21 protein-coding genes are annotated in these 23,776 nt (G+C 31.7%); all 21 read left to right on the top strand.

Features of this window, described 5'->3' with window-relative positions:
* The first annotated feature begins 19 nt into the window (after positions 1 to 19).
* The 21 genes from OREMA_RS0108765 (at position 20) to OREMA_RS17500 (ending at position 23,436) form a co-directional block, all read left to right on the top strand.
* Positions 20 to 1,717 carry a 2-oxoacid:acceptor oxidoreductase subunit alpha gene (locus tag OREMA_RS0108765; protein WP_018248896.1) on the top strand — a complete coding sequence of 566 codons (1,698 nt, stop codon included), beginning with the start codon at positions 20 to 22 and terminating at the stop codon, positions 1,715 to 1,717.
* Positions 1,717 to 2,571: a 2-oxoacid:ferredoxin oxidoreductase subunit beta gene (locus OREMA_RS0108760; RefSeq protein WP_018248895.1), complete on the top strand. Its 855-nt coding sequence runs from the start codon at positions 1,717 to 1,719 to the stop codon at positions 2,569 to 2,571. Before OREMA_RS0108765 ends, OREMA_RS0108760 begins: the two co-directional genes overlap by 1 nt.
* 197 nt (positions 2,572 to 2,768) lie before the next feature.
* Positions 2,769 to 3,299: a flavin reductase family protein gene (locus tag OREMA_RS0108755; RefSeq protein WP_018248894.1), complete on the top strand. Its 531-nt coding sequence runs from the start codon at positions 2,769 to 2,771 to the stop codon at positions 3,297 to 3,299.
* A 261-nt stretch (positions 3,300 to 3,560) separates the two neighbouring features.
* Positions 3,561 to 4,541: a tyrosine-protein phosphatase gene (locus tag OREMA_RS0108750; RefSeq protein ID WP_169331534.1), complete on the top strand. Its 981-nt coding sequence runs from the start codon at positions 3,561 to 3,563 to the stop codon at positions 4,539 to 4,541.
* A gap of 612 nt (positions 4,542 to 5,153) precedes the next feature.
* On the top strand, positions 5,154 to 5,768 hold the full coding sequence (gene wrbA / locus OREMA_RS0108745; RefSeq protein ID WP_018248892.1) for an NAD(P)H:quinone oxidoreductase: 615 nt from the start codon (positions 5,154 to 5,156) through the stop codon (positions 5,766 to 5,768).
* Between the two features lie 22 nt (positions 5,769 to 5,790).
* Positions 5,791 to 7,416, top strand: coding sequence for a hydroxylamine reductase (gene hcp, locus OREMA_RS0108740; protein ID WP_018248891.1), 1,626 nt, complete (start codon positions 5,791 to 5,793; stop codon positions 7,414 to 7,416).
* Positions 7,417 to 7,516: 100 nt separating this feature from the next.
* Complete coding sequence (locus OREMA_RS0108735; protein ID WP_018248890.1) at positions 7,517 to 7,765, top strand: AbrB/MazE/SpoVT family DNA-binding domain-containing protein; 249 nt, start codon at positions 7,517 to 7,519, stop codon at positions 7,763 to 7,765.
* Positions 7,766 to 8,006: 241 nt separating this feature from the next.
* Positions 8,007 to 8,654 (top strand): protein disulfide oxidoreductase, encoded by a 648-nt coding sequence (pdo, locus tag OREMA_RS0108730; protein WP_018248889.1) that lies wholly within the window; start codon positions 8,007 to 8,009, stop codon positions 8,652 to 8,654.
* A gap of 292 nt (positions 8,655 to 8,946) precedes the next feature.
* Positions 8,947 to 10,050 carry an FprA family A-type flavoprotein gene (locus OREMA_RS0108720; protein WP_018248888.1) on the top strand — a complete coding sequence of 368 codons (1,104 nt, stop codon included), beginning with the start codon at positions 8,947 to 8,949 and terminating at the stop codon, positions 10,048 to 10,050.
* A 387-nt stretch (positions 10,051 to 10,437) separates the two neighbouring features.
* Positions 10,438 to 11,649 (top strand): PDC sensor domain-containing protein, encoded by a 1,212-nt coding sequence (locus OREMA_RS18355; RefSeq protein ID WP_018248887.1) that lies wholly within the window; start codon positions 10,438 to 10,440, stop codon positions 11,647 to 11,649.
* A gap of 45 nt (positions 11,650 to 11,694) precedes the next feature.
* Positions 11,695 to 12,318, top strand: a complete 624-nt coding sequence (locus OREMA_RS0108710; protein WP_018248886.1) for a methyl-accepting chemotaxis protein — start codon at positions 11,695 to 11,697, stop codon at positions 12,316 to 12,318.
* A 54-nt stretch (positions 12,319 to 12,372) separates the two neighbouring features.
* Positions 12,373 to 13,896 (top strand): phytoene desaturase family protein, encoded by a 1,524-nt coding sequence (locus tag OREMA_RS0108705; RefSeq protein WP_018248885.1) that lies wholly within the window; start codon positions 12,373 to 12,375, stop codon positions 13,894 to 13,896.
* Between the two features lie 13 nt (positions 13,897 to 13,909).
* Positions 13,910 to 15,448, top strand: coding sequence for an aldehyde dehydrogenase family protein (locus tag OREMA_RS17505; RefSeq protein WP_018248884.1), 1,539 nt, complete (start codon positions 13,910 to 13,912; stop codon positions 15,446 to 15,448).
* A 274-nt stretch (positions 15,449 to 15,722) separates the two neighbouring features.
* On the top strand, positions 15,723 to 15,980 hold the full coding sequence (locus OREMA_RS0108695; RefSeq protein WP_276324744.1) for an isoprenylcysteine carboxylmethyltransferase family protein: 258 nt from the start codon (positions 15,723 to 15,725) through the stop codon (positions 15,978 to 15,980).
* A 17-nt stretch (positions 15,981 to 15,997) separates the two neighbouring features.
* Complete coding sequence (locus tag OREMA_RS0108690; RefSeq protein WP_018248882.1) at positions 15,998 to 17,482, top strand: phytoene desaturase family protein; 1,485 nt, start codon at positions 15,998 to 16,000, stop codon at positions 17,480 to 17,482.
* Between the two features lie 58 nt (positions 17,483 to 17,540).
* Entirely contained in the window at positions 17,541 to 18,440 is a 900-nt protein-coding gene (locus OREMA_RS0108685) for an ABC transporter substrate-binding protein (RefSeq protein ID WP_018248881.1), read from the top strand.
* A 54-nt stretch (positions 18,441 to 18,494) separates the two neighbouring features.
* A complete protein-coding gene (locus OREMA_RS0108680; RefSeq protein ID WP_018248880.1) occupies positions 18,495 to 19,637 on the top strand; it encodes a betaine/proline/choline family ABC transporter ATP-binding protein in 1,143 nt (380 codons plus the stop codon).
* On the top strand, positions 19,634 to 20,293 hold the full coding sequence (locus tag OREMA_RS0108675) for an ABC transporter permease (RefSeq protein ID WP_018248879.1): 660 nt from the start codon (positions 19,634 to 19,636) through the stop codon (positions 20,291 to 20,293). Before OREMA_RS0108680 ends, OREMA_RS0108675 begins: the two co-directional genes overlap by 4 nt.
* Positions 20,286 to 20,990, top strand: coding sequence for an ABC transporter permease (locus tag OREMA_RS0108670; protein ID WP_018248878.1), 705 nt, complete (start codon positions 20,286 to 20,288; stop codon positions 20,988 to 20,990). Before OREMA_RS0108675 ends, OREMA_RS0108670 begins: the two co-directional genes overlap by 8 nt.
* A gap of 327 nt (positions 20,991 to 21,317) precedes the next feature.
* Complete coding sequence (hflX, locus tag OREMA_RS0108665) at positions 21,318 to 22,604, top strand: GTPase HflX (protein WP_018248877.1); 1,287 nt, start codon at positions 21,318 to 21,320, stop codon at positions 22,602 to 22,604.
* Between the two features lie 253 nt (positions 22,605 to 22,857).
* Positions 22,858 to 23,436 carry a GGDEF domain-containing protein gene (locus OREMA_RS17500; RefSeq protein WP_018248876.1) on the top strand — a complete coding sequence of 193 codons (579 nt, stop codon included), beginning with the start codon at positions 22,858 to 22,860 and terminating at the stop codon, positions 23,434 to 23,436.
* The last annotated feature ends 340 nt before the right edge of the window (positions 23,437 to 23,776 follow it).

Below are 23,776 nucleotides of genomic sequence, written 5' to 3'. Positions count from 1 at the left end.
CTTAAAGGAGGTAATATGAGTGAAATTAAACTTGGTAATAGGTGGAGAAGCAGGTCAAGGTTTAGCAACTTTGAATAAGATTTTATCTAAGACTTTTTTCAGAATGGGGTTTAATATTTATTCTAGTAAAGATTACGAATCTCGAGTGCGTGGTGGACATAATTTTATGAGTATTAGATTTGGTACAGAAGAGGTCAGCGGACCTGAGGTTAAAGAAGATATTTTGTTGGCTTTAAATCAAGAGACAATTAAGGTCCATCAAGATAAAGTGAGTGATGATGGCTATATCTTATATGATGGTATAATGGAAGATTTGGATAAAGAATTAATATCCATAGAAGCTAAAAAAGTTGCCAAAGAGGTTGGTAATCATAAAGCTGCTAATATTGTCTTTGTTGGTGCAGTACTAAAGTTATTAGGATTAGATTTAGATCTAAGTAAAGAGGTTATAAAGGATTACTTTGCTAGCAAAGGTGAAGATGTTTTAAAGACCAATTTAGAAGCTTTAGAGAAAGGCTATGAAGAGTTAGAGGTTAAGCTAAAGCTGCCAGAAGTTTCTCCAAGAAAGGATGAAATCTTAATTGATGGTAATCAAGCTCTTGGATTAGGAGCAATTACAGGTGGGGTTCAATTTTATTCTGCATATCCAATGACACCAGCTACTGGAGTAATGAACTATATAGCAAGTAAAGAGAATGAATTAGGGATAGTTGTAGAGCAGGCAGAAGATGAGATTGCTGCAATTATGATGGCCTTAGGTGGTTCTTATAGTGGAATACGTTCAATGACAGGGAGTTCTGGTGGAGGATTTGCTTTGATGGTAGAAGCCTTGGGTCTAGCTGGAATTGCTGAAATTCCATTAGTAATAGCAGAGGTGCAACGACCTGGTCCTGCGACAGGATTACCTACTAGAACAGAGCAAGGTGACTTATTATTTGCGATTAATGCATCACAAGGTGATTTTCCATTAATGGTAATAGCTCCAAGGGATAATGAAGATGCTTTTTATCAGAGCTTTAGAGCAATGAATATAGCTGAAAATTATCAAATGCCTGTGGTTATTTTAAGTGATCAATTTTTAGCAGATTCAAAGAAGAATATTAAAGATTTTGACTTTGAAGCTTTAGAGATCAAAGATGGATTTATCAGTGATGAAGAAGCAGCTAAGATAAAGGATTACAAACGTTATCAATTTACTGAAGATGGTATTTCTCCCTTGGCTTATCCAGGTCAGATAGTTGATGATGTAGTCCTAATTGATAGTGATGAGCATGATCAAAAGGGGCATATTATAGAAGATTCTGAGACTAGAATTAAGATGGTTGATAAGAGAGCTAAGAAGTTAGAAAAGTTAATAGCTGAAGATTTGTTAGAACCTAAATATATAGGTCCAGAAGAGATCGATTACTTACTTGTAGGCTGGGGATCTACTTATGGCCCACTTTTAGAGGCTAGAGAGTTATTGGAAGATGAAGGCAATAGAATAGGGCTGTTATCTTTTAGTGATGTATGGCCTTTAGCAACATCAAAATTGATAGAATTAATTAATAATAATTCAGCTGAATTAATAGTGGTTGAGAATAATGCTACAGGACAATTTGCTAAATTGATTAGAAGTGAAAGTGGAATTGCAGCAAATTACCAGATATTAAAGTATGATGGTAGACCATTTAGTGGAAAAGAAATTTATCATAGAGCAGAAGAGGTGATTAGATAATGTCTAATATCAGTATTTATGAAATTGATCGAGAGACTGCTTGGTGTCCAGGTTGTGGTGATATTCCTTTAAGAAAAGCTTTAGCAGAGGCACTTGCAGAATTAAATCTAAAACCATCAGAGCTTACTATGTTTACAGGAATAGGTCAAGCTGCTAAGATGCCTCATTATATTAAGGTTAATGGATTTAATGGGCTTCATGGTCGGGCTTTACCACCAGCAATTGGGATGAGAATTGCTAATCCTGAGATGAAGGTCATTGTAGAATCAGGTGAAGGTGATACCTACGGAGAAGGAGGAAATCATATTCTGCATAATATTAGGCGAAATCCCGATATAGCCCATTTGGTTCATGATAATCAAATTTATGGTCTGACTAAAGGGCAGGCTTCTCCTACTTCTGGAGAGGGGACAAAGACTGCAGTACAACCAAATGGAATCACTGCTAAGCCTTTTAATCCTATTAAGTTTGCAGTTGCTATGGAGGCTAGTTTTGTAGCTAGAAGCTTTGTGGGGGATTCAGAGCATTTAAAAGAGATGATTAAGGCTGCTTTAAATCATAAGGGATATGCATTAGTAGATATTTTACAACCCTGTGTCTCTTTTAATAAAGTTAACACTTATAAGTGGTATAGTCAGAGAGTATATAGCTTAGATGAATCTTATGATCCTAGTAATTACCAGCAAGCATTAGAGAAGGCTGAAGAGTGGGGAGATAAGATTCCATTAGGTATTATCTATAAGAATGAAAGACCTCTATTTAGAGAGAAGCATCCTCAGATTAAAGGAAAAAAATTAGCCGGTAAGAGTCAAAAGAGTGAGAAGTTAGTAGACTTTTTACAAGAGTTTAAATAAAAATGATTGTTAACTCTTAGGAAATTGAGATTTTATTAGTTGTGAGTTCTTAGATTCTTGTGATGGTTGGAATGTAGAGTATTCTATATTGATAGCTGCTTTTTCTAAAACTAAAGATTTCTACTTAGCCAATCATTGCAAGGATATTTTTTATAGGCATATGATCACTTATTTGATTTAATTTGGAGGTGAAGTCTGTGGATCCACAAGAGATTAGTTTAGAAGCTTTGATGAAGATTAATTATGGTTTATATGTGATTAGCTCTAAAAGTGGAGATGAAATAAATGGATTAATTGCTAATGCTATTACTCAGACCAGTGCTGAGCCACCAACGATAGCAGTTTGTATTAATAAAGATCATCTAACTCATGAATTTATTAAAGATAGTGCTGTTTTGAGTATTTCTATTTTAGCAGAAGAGACTCCGATGAAATTTATTGGTAGATTTGGCTTTAGAAAAGGTAGAGAGATCAATAAGTTTGAAGGTTTAGATTATAAATATGGGGTAACTGGTGCTCCAATCCTATTAGAACATACTGTGGCTAATATTGAATGTGAAGTGATTGATAGTGTTGTGGTTGAGACTCATACACTATTTATCTCTAAGATAGTTAATTCGGAAATGATTAATGATAAAACTCCTATGACCTATGATTATTATTATCAGGTACTTAAAGGTAAATCACCTAAATCTGCTCCTACTTATTTAAATAGTAAGAAAAAATAAGCCTTTTAAAACCTTATTTTTAGCACTGCTTAACACAAAGCAACACCAATAAAATGATTTATAAAATTTAAATCTAGAATTAATATTAACCACAAAGTTTGGTGTTAAGCCTTAATTTTTATTAAAGATTATAGGATGGTGATGAAAATTATACACCAGATTACTTATAAGGATAAGCTTAAAGGATATGTAGTTAATAATGATAAAGTTTTTTTCATATTTGAGAAAAGAGTATATCAGAAAAAATTAAGAGGTATAGCTGTGAATAAAGTTTCACTAAAGGGAAGCTTTACTGCTTGGAGGAGTACTTTTGATTTAAAGAAGGTTTCTAATAGTTTATGGTTCCTAAAAAAAGATATCCATAAAGTAAATATTCCAGGTAGTTCTGGACAGGCAGAGTTTAGGTTTATAATCAATGGTAGCCATTCTTTAGAAGCTCCAGAATCCTTATCTTTAGAGCATAAGTTCTACGATAATTACATCAACGGCTATAATCAGATTATCCATTTAGATAACAGTAAATTTACTAAAATTAAAAAGCTTAACTCTAAAATAGCAGAGTATAAGTTAGAGTATAAATCTGATGAGGAATTGACTAACTTTAGGGCGATTAATTCAGGTGATATAGGTGAAAATATATTATATAGATCATATCACCCCTTTAAGGCATCAAGAGCTGATCATCCGTTAGAAAATAAACGGCTTAAGATGGTACAAGAGTTAATAGAAGTTAAGCAAATCAATTCTATAATTAACTTATCTGATAGTGAAGAGAATATTCCAACAGACTTAAATTATTATAAAAAGATTGTAGATAATGACCATGCTATCTACACTAATAAAGGTTATAATTATGATATGTTCTACTATATAACTGACAGTGATGACTTTGCTAATTTGTTAAAAAGGATTGTTGAATTTATACTTGATGATAATAATTCTCCTCCATTTTTAATTCATTGTCGAATAGGAACTGATAGGACTGGAATTATATCAGCAGTTTTGGCTTCGCTGATGGGGGCTACTTGGGAAGAAATAGTAACTGATTACCAAGAATCTAATAAGTTAGGAATTGGTGAGTATCGTGATGAAAGCTTAATTGCTTATGCTTTTGTACAGATGTTAGGAGCTGATTTTAAGAGAAATTTAACTCAGCTAACTGATAGTTATTTTAAAAATAGATTAAAATTAACTAATGATCAAATTCAAAAATTAAAAGATAAACTTTCAGCTAAGAGCTAAAGTAGAGTAGTAGATCTAATCTTAATAGATATGCCTATGGTTATAACCATAGGCATATCTATTTTTATCTGATACCGAATCGACTTGGCATAACCACGATCTTTTATAGTAATGCGCAATGTTGATCGTGGCACTACCGAATCGACTTGGCATAACCACGATCTTTTATATTAAGACGCAATGTTGATCGTGGTACTACCGAATCGACTTGGCATAACCTTCCGTTGAAATTAAGAAGCCACTTTATATCTTAGGTAGAAGTGATTGTTTTAAATTGTATCTTATGACTGTTTGGGATTATTATAGTATAAAAAATTAAAAAAATGAATCTGTGATTACTTTGTTATTCATTTGTTAATAGCTAGAGAGTGACAGATGTTATTATATGTTTAAAGAAAGAAATAAAGTTAAATTCTATATAAAACTTCTTGATTAAAGTTTAAAAGTTATCTTTGAAATAAAGGAGGGAGGTTATTTAAGAATATTTTGCTATAATATTTTGTAAATAAAATCAATGCAGTTGATCGAAATAAAAAAGATAGAGTGTATTTAGGCGAGTTAATCCTTTAAGTTGAAGGATTGTTATTTAAAATTAAGAAGGGGGTTTTTATTTTGAAGATATTAGTTGCTTTTTATTCGATGTATGGACATACTTATAAAATGGCTCAAGCTGTAGCTGAAGGTGTTAAAGAGGTAGAAGGAGCTGAAGTAGAATTAAAAAGAATAGCTGAAACTATGGATCAAGATTTTCTTAAAGAATTAGGAGCCTTGGAGTTGCAAGATCAGTTTGCAGATATAGAGGAGTGTACATTAGAAGATTTAGAGGCTGCAGATGGAATAATCTTTGGAACTCCAACTAGATTTGGTAATATGGCTGGGCAGATGAGACAGTTTTTAGATACCACTGGAGGTTTGTGGCAAGAAGGTGCTTTAATTGGCAAAGTTGGTAGTGTATTTATAAGTACCGCTACTCAACATGGTGGTCAAGAATCTACTATTTTAAGCTTTCACACTACTTTATTGCATCATGGTATGATTGTGGTAGGTTTGCCTTATAGTTTTGCAGGGCAGATGACAATGGATGAGATCAGTGGTGGAACTCCTTATGGTGCGACAACTATTGCTGCAGGTGATGGAAGTAGAATGCCTAGCGAGAATGAATTGGCAGCAGCTAGATTTCAAGGTAAGCATGTAGCAGAAATTACTGCTAAGCAGTTAGCTAAATAAATCTAAAAGGGGGATTTTATTAATGAAAATGTTCTGTTATCAATGTGAAGAGACAGCTAGAAATGAAGGGTGTACATTGATGGGGGTCTGTGGTAAGACTGATCAAGTGGCTAATTTACAGGATTTATTGATTTATTTATTAAAGGATTTATCAATCTACAATCTTAAGGCTAAAGAATTAAATCAAGGCAGTAAAGAAGTGGACAAGTTTATTATGGATAGCTTATTTGCTACTATTACTAATGCCAACTTCGATTCAGAATATTTTATGAATACTATCAGAGAAGGATTAAGCTTAAGAGATAATATAAAAGCATTAGTTAAAGAAGATTTAACAGAAGCTAGTAATTGGACACCAGAGAGTGATGATGATATTTATAATAAAGCTCAAGAAGTAGGGGTTTTAACTACAGAAAATGAGGATCTTAGATCTTTAAGGGAGTTATTAATCTATGGAATCAAAGGTATTGCAGCTTATGCCCATCATGCTTATGTACTTGATAAGAAGGATGATGAAATTATGACCTTCATGCAAGAAGGATTAGCAGCTACTACTGATGATACTTTATCAGTTGATGAGTTAGTTGCTTTAGTACTTAAGTGTGGTAAGATGGGAGTAAATACAATGTCTTTACTTGATAAGGCCAATACTCAAGCATATGGCCATCCTGAGCCTACTCAAGTAAATATTGGTGTGAGGGAGAATCCTGGGATCTTAATTAGTGGACATGATTTAAAGGACTTAGAGGAATTATTGGAGCAGACTGAGGGTGCTGGAGTAGATGTCTATACTCATAGTGAGATGCTACCAGCAAATTCTTATCCTGCTTTTAAGAAATATGATCATTTTGTAGGAAATTATGGTGGGTCTTGGTGGGCTCAAAAAGAGGAGTTTGAAAAGTTTAATGGGCCAATCTTAATGACAACAAATTGCTTGGTCCCGCCAAAGGATTCTTATAAAGATAGAGTTTATACTACAGGAGTTGCTGGTTTTGAGGGGGTAGCTCATATAGATGATAGAGTAGAAGGTGGAGTAAAAGACTTTTCACAGATCATTGAAGCTGCCAAAGAATGTAGTGCTCCACAAGAGATAGAAGAAGGTCATATTATGGGTGGTTTTGCTCATAATGCAGTCTTTAGTGTAGCTGATAAAGTTGTAGAGGCTGTAAAGAATGGAGATGTCAAACGTTTCTTTGTAATGGGAGGATGTGATGGGCGTGATAGTGATAGAGATTATTACACAAACTTTGCTAAGTCACTCCCAGAAGATACAGTAATTCTGACTGCAGGTTGTGCTAAGTATAGATATAATAAACTGGATTTAGGTGATATTGGAGGTATTCCAAGAGTTTTAGATGCAGGTCAATGTAATGACTCCTATTCTTTGGTTTTGATTGCACAGAAATTAGCTGAAGTCTTTGAATTAGAAGATATTAATGATTTGCCTATCTCTTATAATATAGCCTGGTATGAGCAGAAAGCTGTATTGGTCTTATTAGCTTTACTATACTTGGGAGTAAGAAATATTTATTTAGGGCCTAAGTTACCAGCATTTTTATCTGAGAATGTATTAAAGGTGTTGATTGAAAAATTTAATATTAAAGCTAATTCTACAGTTGAAGAAGATTTAATGGAAATGATGGGATAATCTATAAGAGATAAATGGTAGAATTAATTCTACCATTTATCTTTATTAAAATAAATCAAGCTAGTAGCTATATTAAATTAAAATGAAAGGGAGTGTTATCATGAAATCAGTAGGTATTGTTAGAAATGTTGATGGTTTAGGAAGAGTAGTATTACCTAAAGAGTTAAGGATGAGAATGGGGATTGAAGTTAAAGACCCTTTAGAAATTTATATAGATGAGGAGAAGATCATCTTTAAGAAGTATAAGCCAGCTTGTGTATTTTGTAATGAATCAGATAATGTAGTTACCTTTGAAGATAAGAAGATTTGTAGTAATTGCTTAGAGCAACTTTTAGAAGTTAAGGAATAATAAGCTTTCTATTTTGATAATTCATTAAATTTATAGCCAAATTTAAATAACTTTGGTTTAGTGGAAATGAAAAAAGTTGATATTTACTATTATAAGTAAAAAATTTAAAGATCAAATTATAGCTTAGGGATCTGATCTAATGAAATTTATGATGTGTTAATAATTGCAGAGGATTGTTGATTTGGCTGCAGCCTATGAATATATTCTAAAATTAGCAAATTAAAGGTAGGTGAAGTAGACTATGTTTAGCAATAAGGTAAAAAAAGAATTAAGAGATTATTTGGGGTGGCTACAAAAAAAGGTTAATATTATTTACTTTAAAGATGAATCTGAGCTTTGTAGTGAAGCAACAGAATTTCTAAAAGAAATTTCAGATTTATCAGACAAAATAGACTTGAAGATTTATAATATTAAGGCTAACAAATCAAGAGCTGAAAGATATGAGATTGACAAAGTACCAGCGATTATTATCTTGGATGAAGATAATAAAGAGAGTGGGATTAAATTCTATGGTGCTCCGATAGGTTATGAGATTAATTCTTTTATTACCTGCTTACTAGAAGTATCTGGTGAAAAGGAAGCACTAAATTTTAATTTATCGCAAAGAATAGCTCTTATAGATCATAAGGTACATTTAGAGGTTTTTGTTAGTTTAGATTGTATTTATTGCTCTAAGACTCTAATTTCGGCTCAAAGGTTAGCATTAGAAAATGATAATATAACTGCTGATATGATAGATGTTAATGCTTTTCCAAATTTAGCAGCTAAGAATAATGTTCGCTCTATACCTAAGCTCATAATTAATGGGGAGGAATCTTTTGTAGGAGCTAAGACAGAAAGTGATATTTTAGATGAGATAGAAAGGCTATTATTTGCTTTACGAAGATAATTATTTAATTCATGGTTCATTGATTTGTTTCTATAACATAGGGCCTATGTCTTTTATAAGGAGATAAATACTGGACAAATTTTATTAAGAAGGCCTCCCCATTACCTTGAAATATAAGGTTTGTTTTAAAGAAATATAAGGCAGATATAGGCTCTATGCTATGGAATTAAATCTTTTAAATAAATTCTGCAGAGGAGAGATGAATATGAGTAATATTGTTTCTATAACTGATGATATTTATTGGATAGGAGTTAATGATCGGAGTACAGAATTATTTGAGGCGATTTGACCTTTGCCATCGGGGGTATCATACAATTCATATTTAATTGAAGATGAGAAAGTAGCAGTAATTGATACAGTGAAAAATACTCATATTGATTCTTATTTATTAAATATAAAGGATCTTTTAGGTGAAAGAGAGGTTGATTATCTGATAATCAATCATATTGAACCTGATCATTCTGGAGCAATCAAGGCTTTTAAAGAGGCATATCCAGAGATAACGATTGTGGGAAATAAAAAAACAATTGGCTTGCTAGAAGGCTTCTATAAAATTGTTGATAATGTAAAAATTATAGGTGATGGTGACCATTTAGATTTAGGAGAGCATAAACTTAATTTTCATTTAACTCCAATGGTTCATTGGCCAGAAACAATGATGACTTATGATAGTAAAGATAAGATATTATTTTCTGGTGATGCTTTTGGTGGCTTTGGTACTTTGGATGGAGGAATCTTTGATGATGAAGTAAATATTGAATTTTATGAAGATGAGATTAGGCGATATTTTTCTAATATCATCGGTAAATATACTCCTATGGTACAACGAGCAATATCTAAGTTAGATGGTTTGGATATTGAAGTGGTTGCTTCAACTCATGGTCCTATTTGGCGAGATAATCCTCAAAGAATTATTGATGATTATAGTCGTTGGAGTAAACAAGAGACTGAAGAAGGTGTAGTTATAGTTTATGGTTCTATGTATGGTAATACTGAAAAGTTAGTAGAATCTGTGGCTAGAAATATATCTAAAGAGGGAATTAAGAATATTAGAGTTTATAATATCTCTACAACTCATGTCTCCTATATAATAAATGATATCTGGAAATATGAAGGTTTAATCTTAGCAAGTTGTTCTTATAATACTGGTATCTTTCCGCCAATGGATTACTTATTAAGAATTTTGGAGAATAAAAACCTTAAAAATCATAGTTTAGGGATTATAGGTTCTTATAGTTGGAGTGGAGGAGCTTTGAGTAGATTAGAGGATTTTGCTGCTAAGAGTGGCTGTGATTTTATTGACCCACCAATTGAAATGAAATGTTCACCTGATAATGATGATTTTGATGATGCTAAGTTATTAGCTAAAAATATAGCTAAGAAGTTAAAGGAATAGCTTAGTCAAGCTATTCCTTTAACTTAGATAATTCCTTCTCTCATCTTATATTAGAAATTCTGATTCATCTTTTAATTATTTTCATTCTTTTTTGTTGCTATAAGTCCTTTTGCTTTAGGAATGATTTTAATTATAGTCTATAACAGACATGAGTTATATTTTGGAGAATGAGATTTAATATTAGTGGAAAAAAAGATATGGATATAGTGGAAAGAATGATGACTTTTTTATCATTTGTTGAGTAGCAAATTTAAAATAAAGGCTAGTAGGAACTTTACTAAGAATATTCATTACTCTATCAAGATGATTATTCTCTTTATTGATCTGATAAAGTTCATTTTTAGGCTAATATTTTTGATAAGTTCGGTTCCTAGGAGGAGATAACTCATGAAAAAGATCAAGATAAGTATTGGTTTTAAATTAATATTTTTCTTTATACTAATGTTAATAATTAGTCTGGGTATATCATCGTATTATAGTTATCAAAACTATTCTAAAACATTAGTTGATGAGTCTGAAAGTGAATTGAAAGCAATTAGTGCATTAAAGAAAAAGGCTATAGAAGGATATTTTGATGAATTATTAAGTGATCTAAGTATTTCAGCAAAGTCTCCTATTTTAAGAATTAATTTTAGTGATTATGATAGAAGGGTTAATAAAAAGTTAGATAAAGCGGTTAGTGATTATCTAGATTTATTAAAAGAGGAACATGGGTGGTATGATGCTTTCTTAATGGATCTTGAGGGAAATGTTATTTATACTGTAGAGAAAGAAGATGATTATGCTACTAATTTGGAGAATGGAGTTTATCGTGATTCAGGTCTAGCCAAGGCTTATAAGAAAGGAAGAAAAGAATTAAGTATAATTGATTTTTCTTATTATGAAGCAAGTAAAGGTATTGCTGCTTTTGTCTCTGCCCCGATAAAGGATAAAAATAATCAACTAAGAGGTGTGATAGCCCTACAAGTTCCAATAGATAAGATTAATAATATTATGCAGGAGAGAACTGGAATGGGTAGGAGTGGAGAGACCTACTTAGTAGGTTCTGATTACTTAATGCGCTCAAATTCTAGATTTGGTAATGGCAAAGATATCCTAAAAAAAGAGGTTAATACTTCAAGTGTAAGAAAATCTTTACAGGGAGAAGAAGGAGTAGATACAATTAAAGATTATCGTGATATTAAGGTTTTAAGTTATCATACTCCACTGCAAATTAAAGATCATAACTGGGTTTTAATTGCAGAGGTAGATGAGGCAGAGGTTATGGAACCTTTGAATAACCTTATAAAAAAGGTATATAAGATGACATGGATAATAGCTTTAGTTATTATTCTGTTAAGTGGATTATTAATATTCTTTTTAATAATTAGACCAGTTAAAAAGGTGCAAAGTATCATGAATAAGATAGCTAATAATAATTTAAGCTCAGAAGTAGAATTTAAGTCAAATGATGAGTTAGGCGAGATGTCTAATGATATTAATAAGACTATATCATCGTTAAATGGAATATTAAAGAGGATAAGATCATCGGCTGAGTCTGTAAGTAAATCATCTAATCAAATTGCAAGTGATAATAGTAATCTAGCTGAGAGAACTTAAAATCAGGCATCTGCTTTAGAAGAGTTATCCGCTACTATTGAGGAGATGACTGCTTCTATTCAAGAGGTAGCAGCTAATTCTGAAGATACCGATGTATTATCAAAGAATACGGTTGATTTTGTTGAAGAGGGATCTAAGGTTATAAAGAAGACCATTGATTCAATGGAAGATATTAGTAAGAGGAGTGAAGAAATATCTGATATTATCGCTTTGGTTAATGAGATTGCTGCTCAGACCAATTTACTTTCGTTAAATGCAGCAATAGAAGCTGCTCGTGCAGGTGAGCATGGTAAAGGTTTTGCTGTTGTAGCAGAACAGGTAAGAGATTTGGCTTTAAGAACTGCTAATTCATCTAAGAAGATTGAAAATTTAATTCATAATATCATTAATAAGATTGATGAAGGGAGTAGTTTAATTGTAGAAGCAGATAATTCATTAGAGAATATTATCAAAAATAGCCAGAAGACATCTCGGGGGATAGAGGAGATTGCAGTTGCTATGGATGAACAGAGCTCAGCAGCTGAACAGATTCAGATAGCTATAGAAGAATTGAATTCATTAACTCAAGATAATGTGATTATGGTAGAAGAAGTTAATCAGACCAGTGACTATTTAGAAGAAGAATCTAATGGATTATTTGAGATAATAGAAAAGTTTGAATTAAAGTAGAAAATAGACGAATAATTAATCTAGCTTGAGATAAAAAGGGAGGTCGAATCTATAATGAAAGTAGGAATAGTTGGAGCAGGACCAGGTGGTTTAGTAGCAGGTTTATTATTGGCTAAAGAAGGCTTTCAAGTTACAATTTATGAACAAAAAGATAGGGTTGGGGGGCGTAACTCTTCAATTCAAGCAGAGGGCTATAAGTTTGATATAGGACCAACATTTCTAATGATGCCATCTTTGCTAGAAGAGATTTTTGCTGAATGTGGTAGAGATTTACATGACTATGTAGATCTAGAACTACTAAATCCACATTATAAGTTATTCTTTGGTGATGGTAGCAGCCTGTGTACTAGCAATAATATTGAGGAAATGAAAGAATCAATTTCTAAGTTGAGCCCTAGTGATGCTGAAGGCTTTGATAGTTATGTAAAAGATAATAATAATAAAATATCAAGAACTCTACCGATTTTCAAGAGATCCTATAATAATATTTTTGATTTATTTGCACCAGAAAATTTAAAGATACTACCGATAATTAGACCTTTTACAACTTTATGGGATGACTTAGGTAATCATTTTGATGATGAAAGAATTAAAATTGCCTTTACCTTTCAATCTAAATATTTAGGGATGTCTCCTTATACCTGTCCTTCTTTTTTTAGTATACTATCCTTTATAGAGTATAAATGGGGAATCTATCATGTAACTGGTGGAATAAATGAATTATCGGAGGCGATGGCAAAATTATTCTTAGAGTTAGGAGGAAAATTAGAACTAAAATCAGAGGTTGAAGAGATTAAAATTAATGATAAGAAGGCTAGTGAGTTAAAATTAACTAATGATAAATATAAAAAGTTTGATGAGATAGTTTTAAATGCTGATTTTGCTTATGCGATGAGAAAGCTTATTCCCAATGCGAAACGTAGAAAATATAGTGACAAAAATCTAGACAAAAAGAAGTATTCCTGCTCCACGTTTATGCTTTATTTAGGCATAGATAAAATTTATGATCACTTAGAACATCATAACATTTTTATTGCTAATGATTATGAAAAAAATCTAAAGGAGATAGAAGATTTAGGGATTTTATCTGAAGATCCTTCCTTTTATATTCAAAATGCAGCAATAACTGATTCTACCTTGGCACCAGAGGGACATTCTACATTATATATCTTAGTCCCTACTCCTAATTTGAAAGCAGACATTGATTGGAAGGAGAATAAAGAAGAATTTAGAGATTTAATTATAGCTCTATTAAAGCAGAGGGCAGGATTAGAAGATATTGAAGAGCATATTAAATATGAAAAGATTATAACTCCTTTAAATTGGAAAGAAGGATTACAAGTAGGCTATGGTGCTTGCTTTAATTTAACTCATAGTTTAGATCAGATGCTGATCTTTAGACCTCATAATAAATTTGAAGAGTTTTCTAATATGTGGCTAGTGGGTGGAGGAACCCATCCTGGTAGTGGTTTACCTACTATTTATGAATCGGGTAGAATTGTGGCTAAAGAAATTGCTAAGAAATATAATTTTGCTCATTATGAACAAGAAGGTATTAATTTAGAAGTTAGCAAGTAAAGGGGCTGATCCTGTGTCTGATAATTTAATTTCTACTAATCCTATTAATGGGAAGGTAAATGGAGTATATCCTAAAGCAACTATTAATGAAATCAAAGCAGCTAAAATAAAGGCTAAGCAAGCATTTGGTCTTTGGAGATCTTCTAGTTTGGAAGATAGAATAGAATGTATAAGAAGAATAAAAGAGTTATTAATTAATGATTTAGAAGAGATAATCCAAAGAGTAGTAGCAGATACTGGAAAAGTAAATCTTGAAGCTCTGATGAGTGATATTTTACCTACTTTAGAGATAATTAAGTACTATGAGAAGAATGCAAAAAAGATCTTAGAACCCCAAAAACGAAAGAACTCCTTATTATTCTTTAATCATCAATCTTATGTTGAGTATAAGCCTTTAGGCATAGTAGCAATTATATCACCCTGGAATTTTCCCCTACAGTTGTCCTTAGTACCAGCTATTTCAGCGCTACTAGCTGGAAATGTAGTCTTATTAAAACCTTCAGAAATTACTCCATTAGTGGGGAATTTAATTCAAGAAATAGTTATTAAGGCTAAAATGCCAGCTAATCTGATTCAAGTTTTACAAGGAGGAGCAGATACTGGAGAGCAGTTAATTAAAGCAGAACCGGATAAGATCTTCTTTACTGGAAGTGTAGTAACAGGAAAGAAGATTATGGCTAAAGCAGCGGAGAATTTAATTCCAGTTGAATTAGAATTGGGTGGTAAAGATCCAATGATAGTTTTTGCTGATGCAAACTTCAATAGGGCAGTAGAAGCTACAGTTTATGGAGCTTTTGCTAATACTGGTCAATACTGTGTTTCAATAGAACGGGTTTATGTAGAAGAAAGTATTTATAATGAATTTGTTTCAGCGGTAGTAGCAAGAACTAATAAATTAAAAGTAGGAAGTGGCTTGAATTCTGATATTGGTGCTATTACTTATCCAAAGCAGCTTGAAGTCATTAAAAGGCATATCTCAGATGCTGTAGCTAAAGGTGCAGAGTTGATGACAGAGATTAAGCAGCAGGGTAATTTTTTTAGTCCAATAGTTTTAAAGGATGTAAATCATGAGATGTTAGTGATGCAAGAAGAAACTTTTGGTCCTGTAGTAGCAATTATGCCTTTTAAGGGAGAAATAGAAGCTATTAATTTAGCTAATGACTCTGATTATGGCTTGAATTCTAGTGTTTGGAGTAATGATTTAAATAAAGCTAAGAGAGTAGTAAATAAACTAAAGGTAGGTAATAACTACATTAATGATGTACTAAAAAATATCGGTAATCCAGATCTCCCTTTTGGAGGGGTAAAAAATAGTGGAATTGCTAAGTATCATGGTCCCGAAGGTTTACATTCCTTTTCTATAGAAACAGCCGTATCAATTAATAAAAGTAGAAGAGAGAAGGAGTTTAATTTTTTTCCATATTCCTCCAAATTATATAATTTGATAAAAGAATTTATTTTAATTAATTACTCTGATATAAGCTTAGCAAAGAAGTTAAAAGGAATGATTAAGATTATCTTTGCTATGATAAGAGGTGAGGATGTTAGATGAATGTACTATTATAGTTTAATTTTGAGAATATTTCTTTTGTGCTAATTGGTATATTATGGTTATCTTGTTTTCTGATATTTCCCTCTCGCAAGAAATCAATTATCAGTAATTTCTATTCATTTGACAGGGGGTTATTTTTAATTTTTGTTATAGGAAATATAAATTCTTTTCTAAGAAGTTGGATTAGAAGTTTTAGTCTGGTTATTTATCTAATAGGTTTATTTTTTAAGTGTTGGATTTATTAAAAGAAAATTTTAATAGATAGCTTAGAGCGATTAAAGGACAGAAGTTAGTCAGTATAGATCTTTATAAGATGATTAGACATCCTTCTTATCTAGGTTTACTTCTATTGACATCAGGATTAATTTTTGTTTTTGTTAATATAATTGGAATTATAGTAGTGATTCCAATTATATCTATGGTATTAAGCAGGCGAATAAAAGAGGAAGAAAGATATATGGAAGAGATAATAGGAAAGAGGTATATTAGCTGGAAGAATAAGCGTTATAAGATATTTCCTTATATATATTAGGAGGAGAGGAGAAATATATGAGCAGAGACAAGAAAGTAATTATTATTGGAGCTGGTTTGGGTGGTATATCTGCCGCTATATCACTAGCAACAGAGGGTTTTGAGGTAGAACTTTACGAGAAGAATGATAAGATAGGTGGGAAATTAAATATTTTAAAGAAGAATGGCTTTTCGTTTGACCTTGGACCTTCTATTTCAACTCTTCCTCATATCTTTGAAGGTTTATTTACTAAGGCTGGAAGAAGAATGGATGATTATCTAGAACTTGAAGAGATTAAGTTGCAGTGGAGATCCTTTTTTGAGGATGGTACTATGATTGATTTATATGCAGATATTGAAAAAAATTTAGCCCAAAATTCCAATCTTAATAAGGAAGACATAAGAGAGTTAGATAAATTTTTAGTCTATTCAAAAAAGCTCTCTGACTTAGCAACAAAAGGATATTTTGATCAAGGGATTGATTCTTTTAGAGAAGTCATTACTTGTTATGGATTATTTAATGCTATTATTAAATTTGATTTTTTTTCAACTATGCACCAAGGTGTTAGTAGATATTTAAGCAATAAATATTTGCAGCAAATTATGGATTTTTTTATTAAATATGTGGGTTCTTCTCCTTATAATGCACCAGCGGTGTTGAATCTATTACCAAATATACAGATGGAATATGGACTCTGGTATGTTAAAGGTGGGATGTATAATTTAGCAAAAGGCTTAGAAAGATTACTTAAAGAATTAGGAGTAAAGATTTATTTGAATACAGAAGTTAGAGAAGTAGTCAAAGAAGGAGATGAATTAATCGCTATTAGATTAGCTGATGATAGTTTAGTGAAGAGCGATATCTTCATCTCTAATATGGAAGTTATACCAGCTTATAAAGAATTATTAGCTGAAGAGGATGGTTTAGTTGATAAATATGAAAAGAAATTTGAACCGGCTTGTTCAGGCCTTGTATTACATCTAGGGCTTGATTGTGAATATGAAGAGTTAGCACACCACAACTTCTTCTTTTCTAAAGATCCTAAAGATCATTTCAATTCTGTATTTAACAAATATGAGCTTCCAAAAGACCCTACAATTTATTTAGTTGCTAGTAGTAAAACTGATAAAAGTCAGGCTCCCAAAGGGTGTGAAAATATTAAAGTTTTGCCTCACATTCCATATCTTCAAGACCAGGCCTTTACCTACGAAGATTATCTGGAATTAAAGGAGCTAGTCTTAGATAAATTGGAAAGAATGGGTCTAAAAGATTTAAGAGAGCATATTGTAGTTGAAGATATGTGGACTCCAGAAGATATAAAGACTAGATATTATTCTAATCGTGGTTCTATTTATGGGGTTGTGGCTGATCGTAAGAAGAATAAGGGATTTAAAGCTCCTAAACATAGTGAATTATATAGAAATTTATATTTTGTTGGTGGAAGTGTCAATCCTGGCGGTGGAATGCCAATGGTTACTCTATCTGGGCAGCAGGTGAGAGATAAGATTATAAAAGAATATTAATAGTATTAAAGGATTTAGAATAAAAAATATATAGTAGTAATAAGTTGGGGGGAGAATAATGAGAAGGATTAGTATTTTATTACTTATCTTAATTATTTTAAACTTATTTTTAATTGGGTGTAGTAGTGATAAAGGGTCTAAGAAGATAGTAATTGGTGGTAAAGCAGATACTGAAGCATATGTTTTAGCCAATCTAGCAAAATTATTATTAGAAGATAATGGCTTTGAAATAGATACTCAATTAGGTGTTAAATCAATATTGGCAAGAAAAGCTTTAGAAACTAAAGAGGTAGATCTTTACTATGACTATACTGGAACAGCTTATACAGTTTATTTCAAGCAGAGTAATAAAGAGATTATGACCGATTCTGAGAAGGTATATGATTGGGTCAAAAGAAGAGATGCAAAAGAAGGCTTAATTTGGCTTGATAAGATAAATTATAATAATACCTATACAATTATGATGAGAGAAGATCAAGCAGAAAGATTAAAGATAGCTAGTATATCAGATTTAGCAGCTAAGACTGGCGAGATAGCTCTGTCTTTTGGAACAGATTCAGAATTTTATAATAGACCTGATGGACTACAGGCTTTAGCTAATACTTATGGGATAGATTTTGATCAGGTAGTGAAGATGTCTGCTGGTATTATTTATAAGGCCTTAAAAGAGGATAAGATAGATTCTGGTATGGGTTATTCTACTGATGGTAGGATTGATGCTTTTAATTTCATAAATTTAGAAGATAATAAGGGATTCTTTCCCGTTTACAATCCAGCCCCTATAGTTAGAGAAGAAGTACTGAATAAACATCCTGAGATTGAAGGTATATTAAAAGTATTAACTACTAAGTTAACTACTAGGCAGATTCAGAAATTAAATAGCCAGGTAGATATAGAGCATGAAGATCCTTCTAAAGTAGCAGCAGAGTGGCTAAAAGAGCAAGGATTAATCGAATAGTTTTACTTTGAACTTACTAGCTATTTATATGTAAGTAAAAAAGGGGGGATATCCTTGATAGAATATGTGAATGTATCCAAAACGTTTACTAATGAAGCTCATAAAATAACAGCAGTAAATGACATTTCCTTAAAGATAAATCAAGGAGAGTTAGTTGTTCTTTTGGGCCCATCTGGTTGTGGGAAGACCACCTTATTAAGGCTAACAAATCGATTAGAAGAGTTAGATAGAGGCCATATCTTAATTAATAATAGAAAAATAGATACTCAAGATGAAGTTAAATTAAGACAAGGGATAGGTTATGTTATTCAAGAGATAGGCCTATTTCCCAATAAGACAATTGGTGAGAATATTGGAATGATACCCAAGGTGATAGGTTGGAATCAGAATAAGGTTGAGAAACGAATAGAAGAATTACTAGAGATGATGAATCTCGATTCTATTCTTTATAAGGATAAATATCCCCATCAGCTATCAGGGGGTCAAAGACAGAGAATAGGTGTTGCTAGAGCTTTAGCAGCTAATCCAGATATACTATTGATGGATGAGCCTTTTGGTGCTATAGATCCGATTAATCGCAAGAATATTCAAGATCAATTTCTAACTTTACAGAAGAAGTTAAACAAAACAATTATTTTCGTTAGCCATGATATTCATGAAGCATTAAAGATGGCAGATAAAATTGCTATTATTAATCAGGGAGAATTAATACAATTTGATACCCCAGAGAATATATTATTAGACCCAAAGAATAAATTTGTTGAAGAGTTTATCGGTACAGAAAGGGCAATGAAGGTATTAGATCTGGTCAGAGTGAAGGAAGCTATGAGTTCTATAAGTTATAAATATGATGATTTAGAGGTTAAAGATGCTTTAAAATTGATGAAGAAGAATAATAGAGATTACTTATTGATTTGCTCTGAAGATAGAAGACCATTGGGTTATATTTCTAGAGAGGATATACTAAAAAATCCCTTTCAGCAAGAATCAAAAATTATTAATTTAATCAAGGATTTAGATATTAGATTAACTTATACTTCAACCCTAAAGGAAGCATTAACAATAATGGTTTCTAATGAGGTCACTAAGCTCTGTATAGTAGATCAAAACGGAACTTTGGTTGGAGCTATCGATTTTACTGACATCCAAGATTATCTATCTAAAAATTATAGAAGAAATCAGGAGATGGGACTATGATTGATTTTCTAATAGATAATTGGCAGAAATCAATTGTTCTGATGCTAGAACATCTCTATCTTGTTTTAATTGCAACAATATTATCGGCAATTATTGGTATTGCTTTAGGCATATTTATTTCTAGAAAAGAAGAATGGGCTGATTTAGCAATTAATATAGCGAATATAGTAATGACAATTCCTAGTATTGCTCTTTTTGGATTGATGTTACCTCTATTATCTGTCTTCAATGTAGGATTGGGTAATATACCGGTTATTATTTCTCTGGTACTTTACTCTCAGTTACCGATTATTAGTAATACCTATACAGCAATTAAAGATATTGATTCAGCAATTATTGATTCAGCTAAGGGGATGGGCTTATCAAAGTGGAATAGATTATTGGAAATAGAATTACCTTTATCTTTAGCAGGAATTATAGCTGGATTAAGAATTGCAGTGGTTATGAATATAGGTATAGTTACCATAGCAGTGTATGTAGGAGCTGGGGGATTAGGTGAGTTTATACAAAGAGGAATAGAGCAGGTATATGAGGAGAAAATTATGGCTGGTGCTTTATTAGTGTCATTATTGGCTATGATAACAGATGCTTTATTTTATGGTTTGGAATATATACTTACCCCTGTAGCTTTAAGAAAGGAGAAAGATTGTGCTTAATAAAACTTATCTAACACTGATCTCTTTATTAGCACTTATATTTTTATATTTTAATAGTGTGTTATTTAATTATTTTATAGATAATTTAGATTTAATTTCAGAACTTATCTTAGAGCATGTAATTATGGTATCTATATCAATGTTCATAGCGACAGTTATTGGTTTATTTGTAGGTGTATTGTTGACTAGGGATAGTTTTAGGAGATTTAGATCTCTATTCATGTATATCATTGGCTTAGGTCAGACAATTCCTTCTTTGGCAATTTTAGCTTTAGCTATGAGTACTTTAGGGATTGGAATGAAGCCTGTCATTTTAGCTTTAACTATATATTCGATTTTGCCTATAGCAAGAAATACAATTGTGGGATTAGATTCTGTGAGTGAAGACTTATTAGATGCTGCTAAAGGTATGGGATTATCTCCTTATATAATTTTCTGGGAAGTTGAGTTACCTAATGCCTTAGCCTTTATTTTAACTGGTATTAGAATAGCTTTGATTATAAATATAGGAACTGCAGCTTTGGGTGCTTTAGTTGGTGCAGGTGGATTAGGTGATCAAATATTTACAGGTATCAGTTTCTTAGATTCACAGTTAATGCTATCTGGTGCTATTCCTACTGCTTTATTGGTTTTAGTGGCTTATTATTTATTTTTAAGTTTAGAAAAAATCTTAGTTTCTAAAGGTTTGCAAAGATAGTTGTAGCTTCTTTTTTATTATTATAAATAACTAGTAACTTTATTTAGCTAATCAGTCTTAGTATGTAAAGGAGAGGATTAGAGCTTTTATTTAAAACTGGCAAATATAATATTCATTCTGTTTGAAGTCTTCAAAGATCTATGTTAATATTAATATGTAATTTTAAAAGTAAAACTTGTCAATAAATATTTTATCTTTACTGAGAGTATTTTGATATGTTTCAAAATAGAAATATATATTCTGGATTATGAGAGGTTGTAGGTGAACAAGGTGTTCATTTACAATCTTTTTCTGTTTTCGCAACTGTAATAAGAAAGGAGATTTTAGATGGCTAAAAAGAACAAAGCGATAGTAATAGGTGTAAACCTTAAAGGTCAAGAAGATGATTTTGACTATTTAATGGAAGAATTAAAAGGCTTAGCCACTGCCTGTAATATAGAAGTAGTTGGGGAGTTAAGCCAAAATTTAGCTCATATTAATAATTCCCATTATCTTGGTAGCGGTAAGATTAAAGAACTTGGTGAGTTAGTAGGTTACACAGCTGCCCAGGTAGTAATAGCTAATGATGAGCTATCTCCTTCTCAAATTCGTGTTCTTGAAGATAGACTTGGGGTAAGAGTAATTGATAGAACTATGTTAATCTTAGATATATTTGCTCGGCGTGCAAAAACAAGAGAAGCAAAATTACAGGTTGAGGTGGCTCGTCTGCAGTATATGCTTCCTAGATTAGTTGGTCAAAGGCAGTATGATCGTCAAGGTGGAGGAGCCGGATTAGTAAATAGAGGTGCAGGAGAGACAAATCTGGAGCTTAGTCGAAGAAGGATTGAAGATAAGATAGCAGCTTTGCAGAAGGAATTAGAAAGCTTAGTTTCACAACGGGAAATCCAACGGAGAAGGCGCAAAAAAAGTGGGATTCCTATTGTTTCCTTAGTTGGATATACCAATGCTGGGAAGTCTACGTTGATGAATACCATGCTTGAGACCTTTAATCAATCTTTGGAAAAAGAGGTTTTTGAGAAGGATATGTTATTTGCAACCTTAGAAACTTCGGTTAGAAAGATAAATTTATCTAATAATAGATCATTTCTGCTGACAGATACTGTTGGATTCATAAATAGATTACCTCATCATCTAGTTAAAGCCTTTCGATCTACATTAGAAGAGGTTGCAGAAGCTGATTTAATAATTCATGTTGTTGATTATTCAGATGATGAATATCAGAAAATGGTTGATGTTACAAATAAGACATTAAAAGAGATTGGAGTCAAAAATATTCCTATTATTTATGCATTTAATAAAGGGGATTTAACAGATACAGTAATTCCTCATTTAGTAGAAGATAGAGTTTATTTATCTGCTAAAGAAAGAACAGGAATAGATCAATTGCTTCAATTAGTTAGTAACTATTTATTTAAAGATTATATTCAATGTAAAATGGTAATTCCTTATGATCAAGGAGAGATAGTCTCTTATTTTTTTGAGAATGCTAATATATCTGCAACTAGTTATGAAGCAGAGGGTACTAAGTTAATTTTAGAATGTAAAGAGAGTGATTATGAAAGATATCGGGATTATGTAGTAGATGATAGAGTTAAAAATAGAGTAGGAATATAATTAGATTATTAAATTAAATAGAAGATTATTTCTTAGACCACAAGCTTAGCTTGTGGTCTTTTTTATCGCTTTTAGGTTTTGAGTAGTTAATTAAATCTTAGATTATACAATGAGATTGGTTATTCTGCTTATAAAATCAGTTAAAAAGTATCAACTGGACATAAACTGTCCACCTAGAGATGTTACTATATAAAATAAGAAGTAGAGATTTTTCATTAGCTATGGTTCAAATTAATTCTTGGGAGGATAGGAAATGTTTTATTACATATTATTAATTACTATTATATTACTGTTCATCATACATAACTTCTATTTAAGACAGAAGCTCAAGTATTATAAAGTAAAAGCTGAAAAGACCTATCAAAAGGCAATTAGAGATGGAAGGACCGGAGCTTATAATTATGAATATTTAGTATCAGTATTAGAGAAATCAAATCAGCAATATTCATTACTTATGCTAGATATAGATGATTTTAAGGAGATTAATGATCAATATGGACATCAGATAGGTGATTTGGTACTTAAAGATGTAGCTAGAAAGGCTAAAGAGCTTATTCGTAAAACAGATTTGCTTGCTAGATATGGTGGTGATGAATTCATAATAGCACTATTTAACTGTTCATCTAAAGAGGTAGAGCTAGTAGCAGAAAAATTAAAAAGAAGTATCAATCAGATAACTTATTCATATCAGCAGGAATTGACTTGTGGAGTATCTATTGGCTGTTATAGTTTAGATGAGAGTAATAGTAAGATTAATGATGCCTTAAAAAGAGTAGATAAAGCACTTTATCAGGCTAAAAAAAGAGGTAAGAATTGTATAGTTAATCATTGATATGAACTATATTAAAATTTTTCATATTATATCTATTCAGCTTTAAAATCAATTTAAATAGATCTTTATAGAAAGACAAATCTACAGTACCAGGGCTGGAAGACAGATGGTAGGTATTGGAAAGAAGCAACTGCTTAATCTCTAACATCAAAAAATATAATACTTAGGCTTCATTTTAGAAGTGAGTATCTATAAAAATTATCAAGTATTATTAGGTTTAATTGTTGAATTAAAGCTAAAGTGATTATTAAAAGATAATATTGTAATATTATCCTTTAATTTTATTTAAAATAAAGGAAATTATGGTTTTATATCGAAGGATTATTAAAGTAAAGCAATA

The organism is Orenia marismortui DSM 5156, from assembly GCF_000379025.1.
In the GTDB taxonomy this organism is placed as follows: Bacteria; Bacillota; Halanaerobiia; order Halobacteroidales; family Halobacteroidaceae; genus Orenia; species Orenia marismortui.
The sequence above is the reverse complement of the archived record's forward strand: the minus strand, read 5'-3'. Positions and strand labels throughout refer to the sequence as shown.

What these genes read in the sequence shown, in the direction of transcription:
- OREMA_RS0108760 (WP_018248895.1), top strand. Translation starts at nt 1,717, where the DNA reads ATGTCTAATATCAGTATTTATGAAATTGATCGAGAGACTGCTTGGTGT.
- hcp (WP_018248891.1), top strand. Translation starts at nt 5,791, where the DNA reads ATGAAAATGTTCTGTTATCAATGTGAAGAGACAGCTAGAAATGAAGGG.
- OREMA_RS0108735 (WP_018248890.1), top strand. Translation starts at nt 7,517, where the DNA reads ATGAAATCAGTAGGTATTGTTAGAAATGTTGATGGTTTAGGAAGAGTA.
- pdo (WP_018248889.1), top strand. Translation starts at nt 8,007, where the DNA reads ATGTTTAGCAATAAGGTAAAAAAAGAATTAAGAGATTATTTGGGGTGG.
- OREMA_RS18355 (WP_018248887.1), top strand. Translation starts at nt 10,438, where the DNA reads ATGAAAAAGATCAAGATAAGTATTGGTTTTAAATTAATATTTTTCTTT.
- OREMA_RS0108710 (WP_018248886.1), top strand. Translation starts at nt 11,695, where the DNA reads ATGACTGCTTCTATTCAAGAGGTAGCAGCTAATTCTGAAGATACCGAT.
- OREMA_RS0108705 (WP_018248885.1), top strand. Translation starts at nt 12,373, where the DNA reads ATGAAAGTAGGAATAGTTGGAGCAGGACCAGGTGGTTTAGTAGCAGGT.
- OREMA_RS0108690 (WP_018248882.1), top strand. Translation starts at nt 15,998, where the DNA reads ATGAGCAGAGACAAGAAAGTAATTATTATTGGAGCTGGTTTGGGTGGT.
- OREMA_RS0108685 (WP_018248881.1), top strand. Translation starts at nt 17,541, where the DNA reads ATGAGAAGGATTAGTATTTTATTACTTATCTTAATTATTTTAAACTTA.
- OREMA_RS0108675 (WP_018248879.1), top strand. Translation starts at nt 19,634, where the DNA reads ATGATTGATTTTCTAATAGATAATTGGCAGAAATCAATTGTTCTGATG.
- hflX (WP_018248877.1), top strand. Translation starts at nt 21,318, where the DNA reads ATGGCTAAAAAGAACAAAGCGATAGTAATAGGTGTAAACCTTAAAGGT.
- OREMA_RS17500 (WP_018248876.1), top strand. Translation starts at nt 22,858, where the DNA reads ATGTTTTATTACATATTATTAATTACTATTATATTACTGTTCATCATA.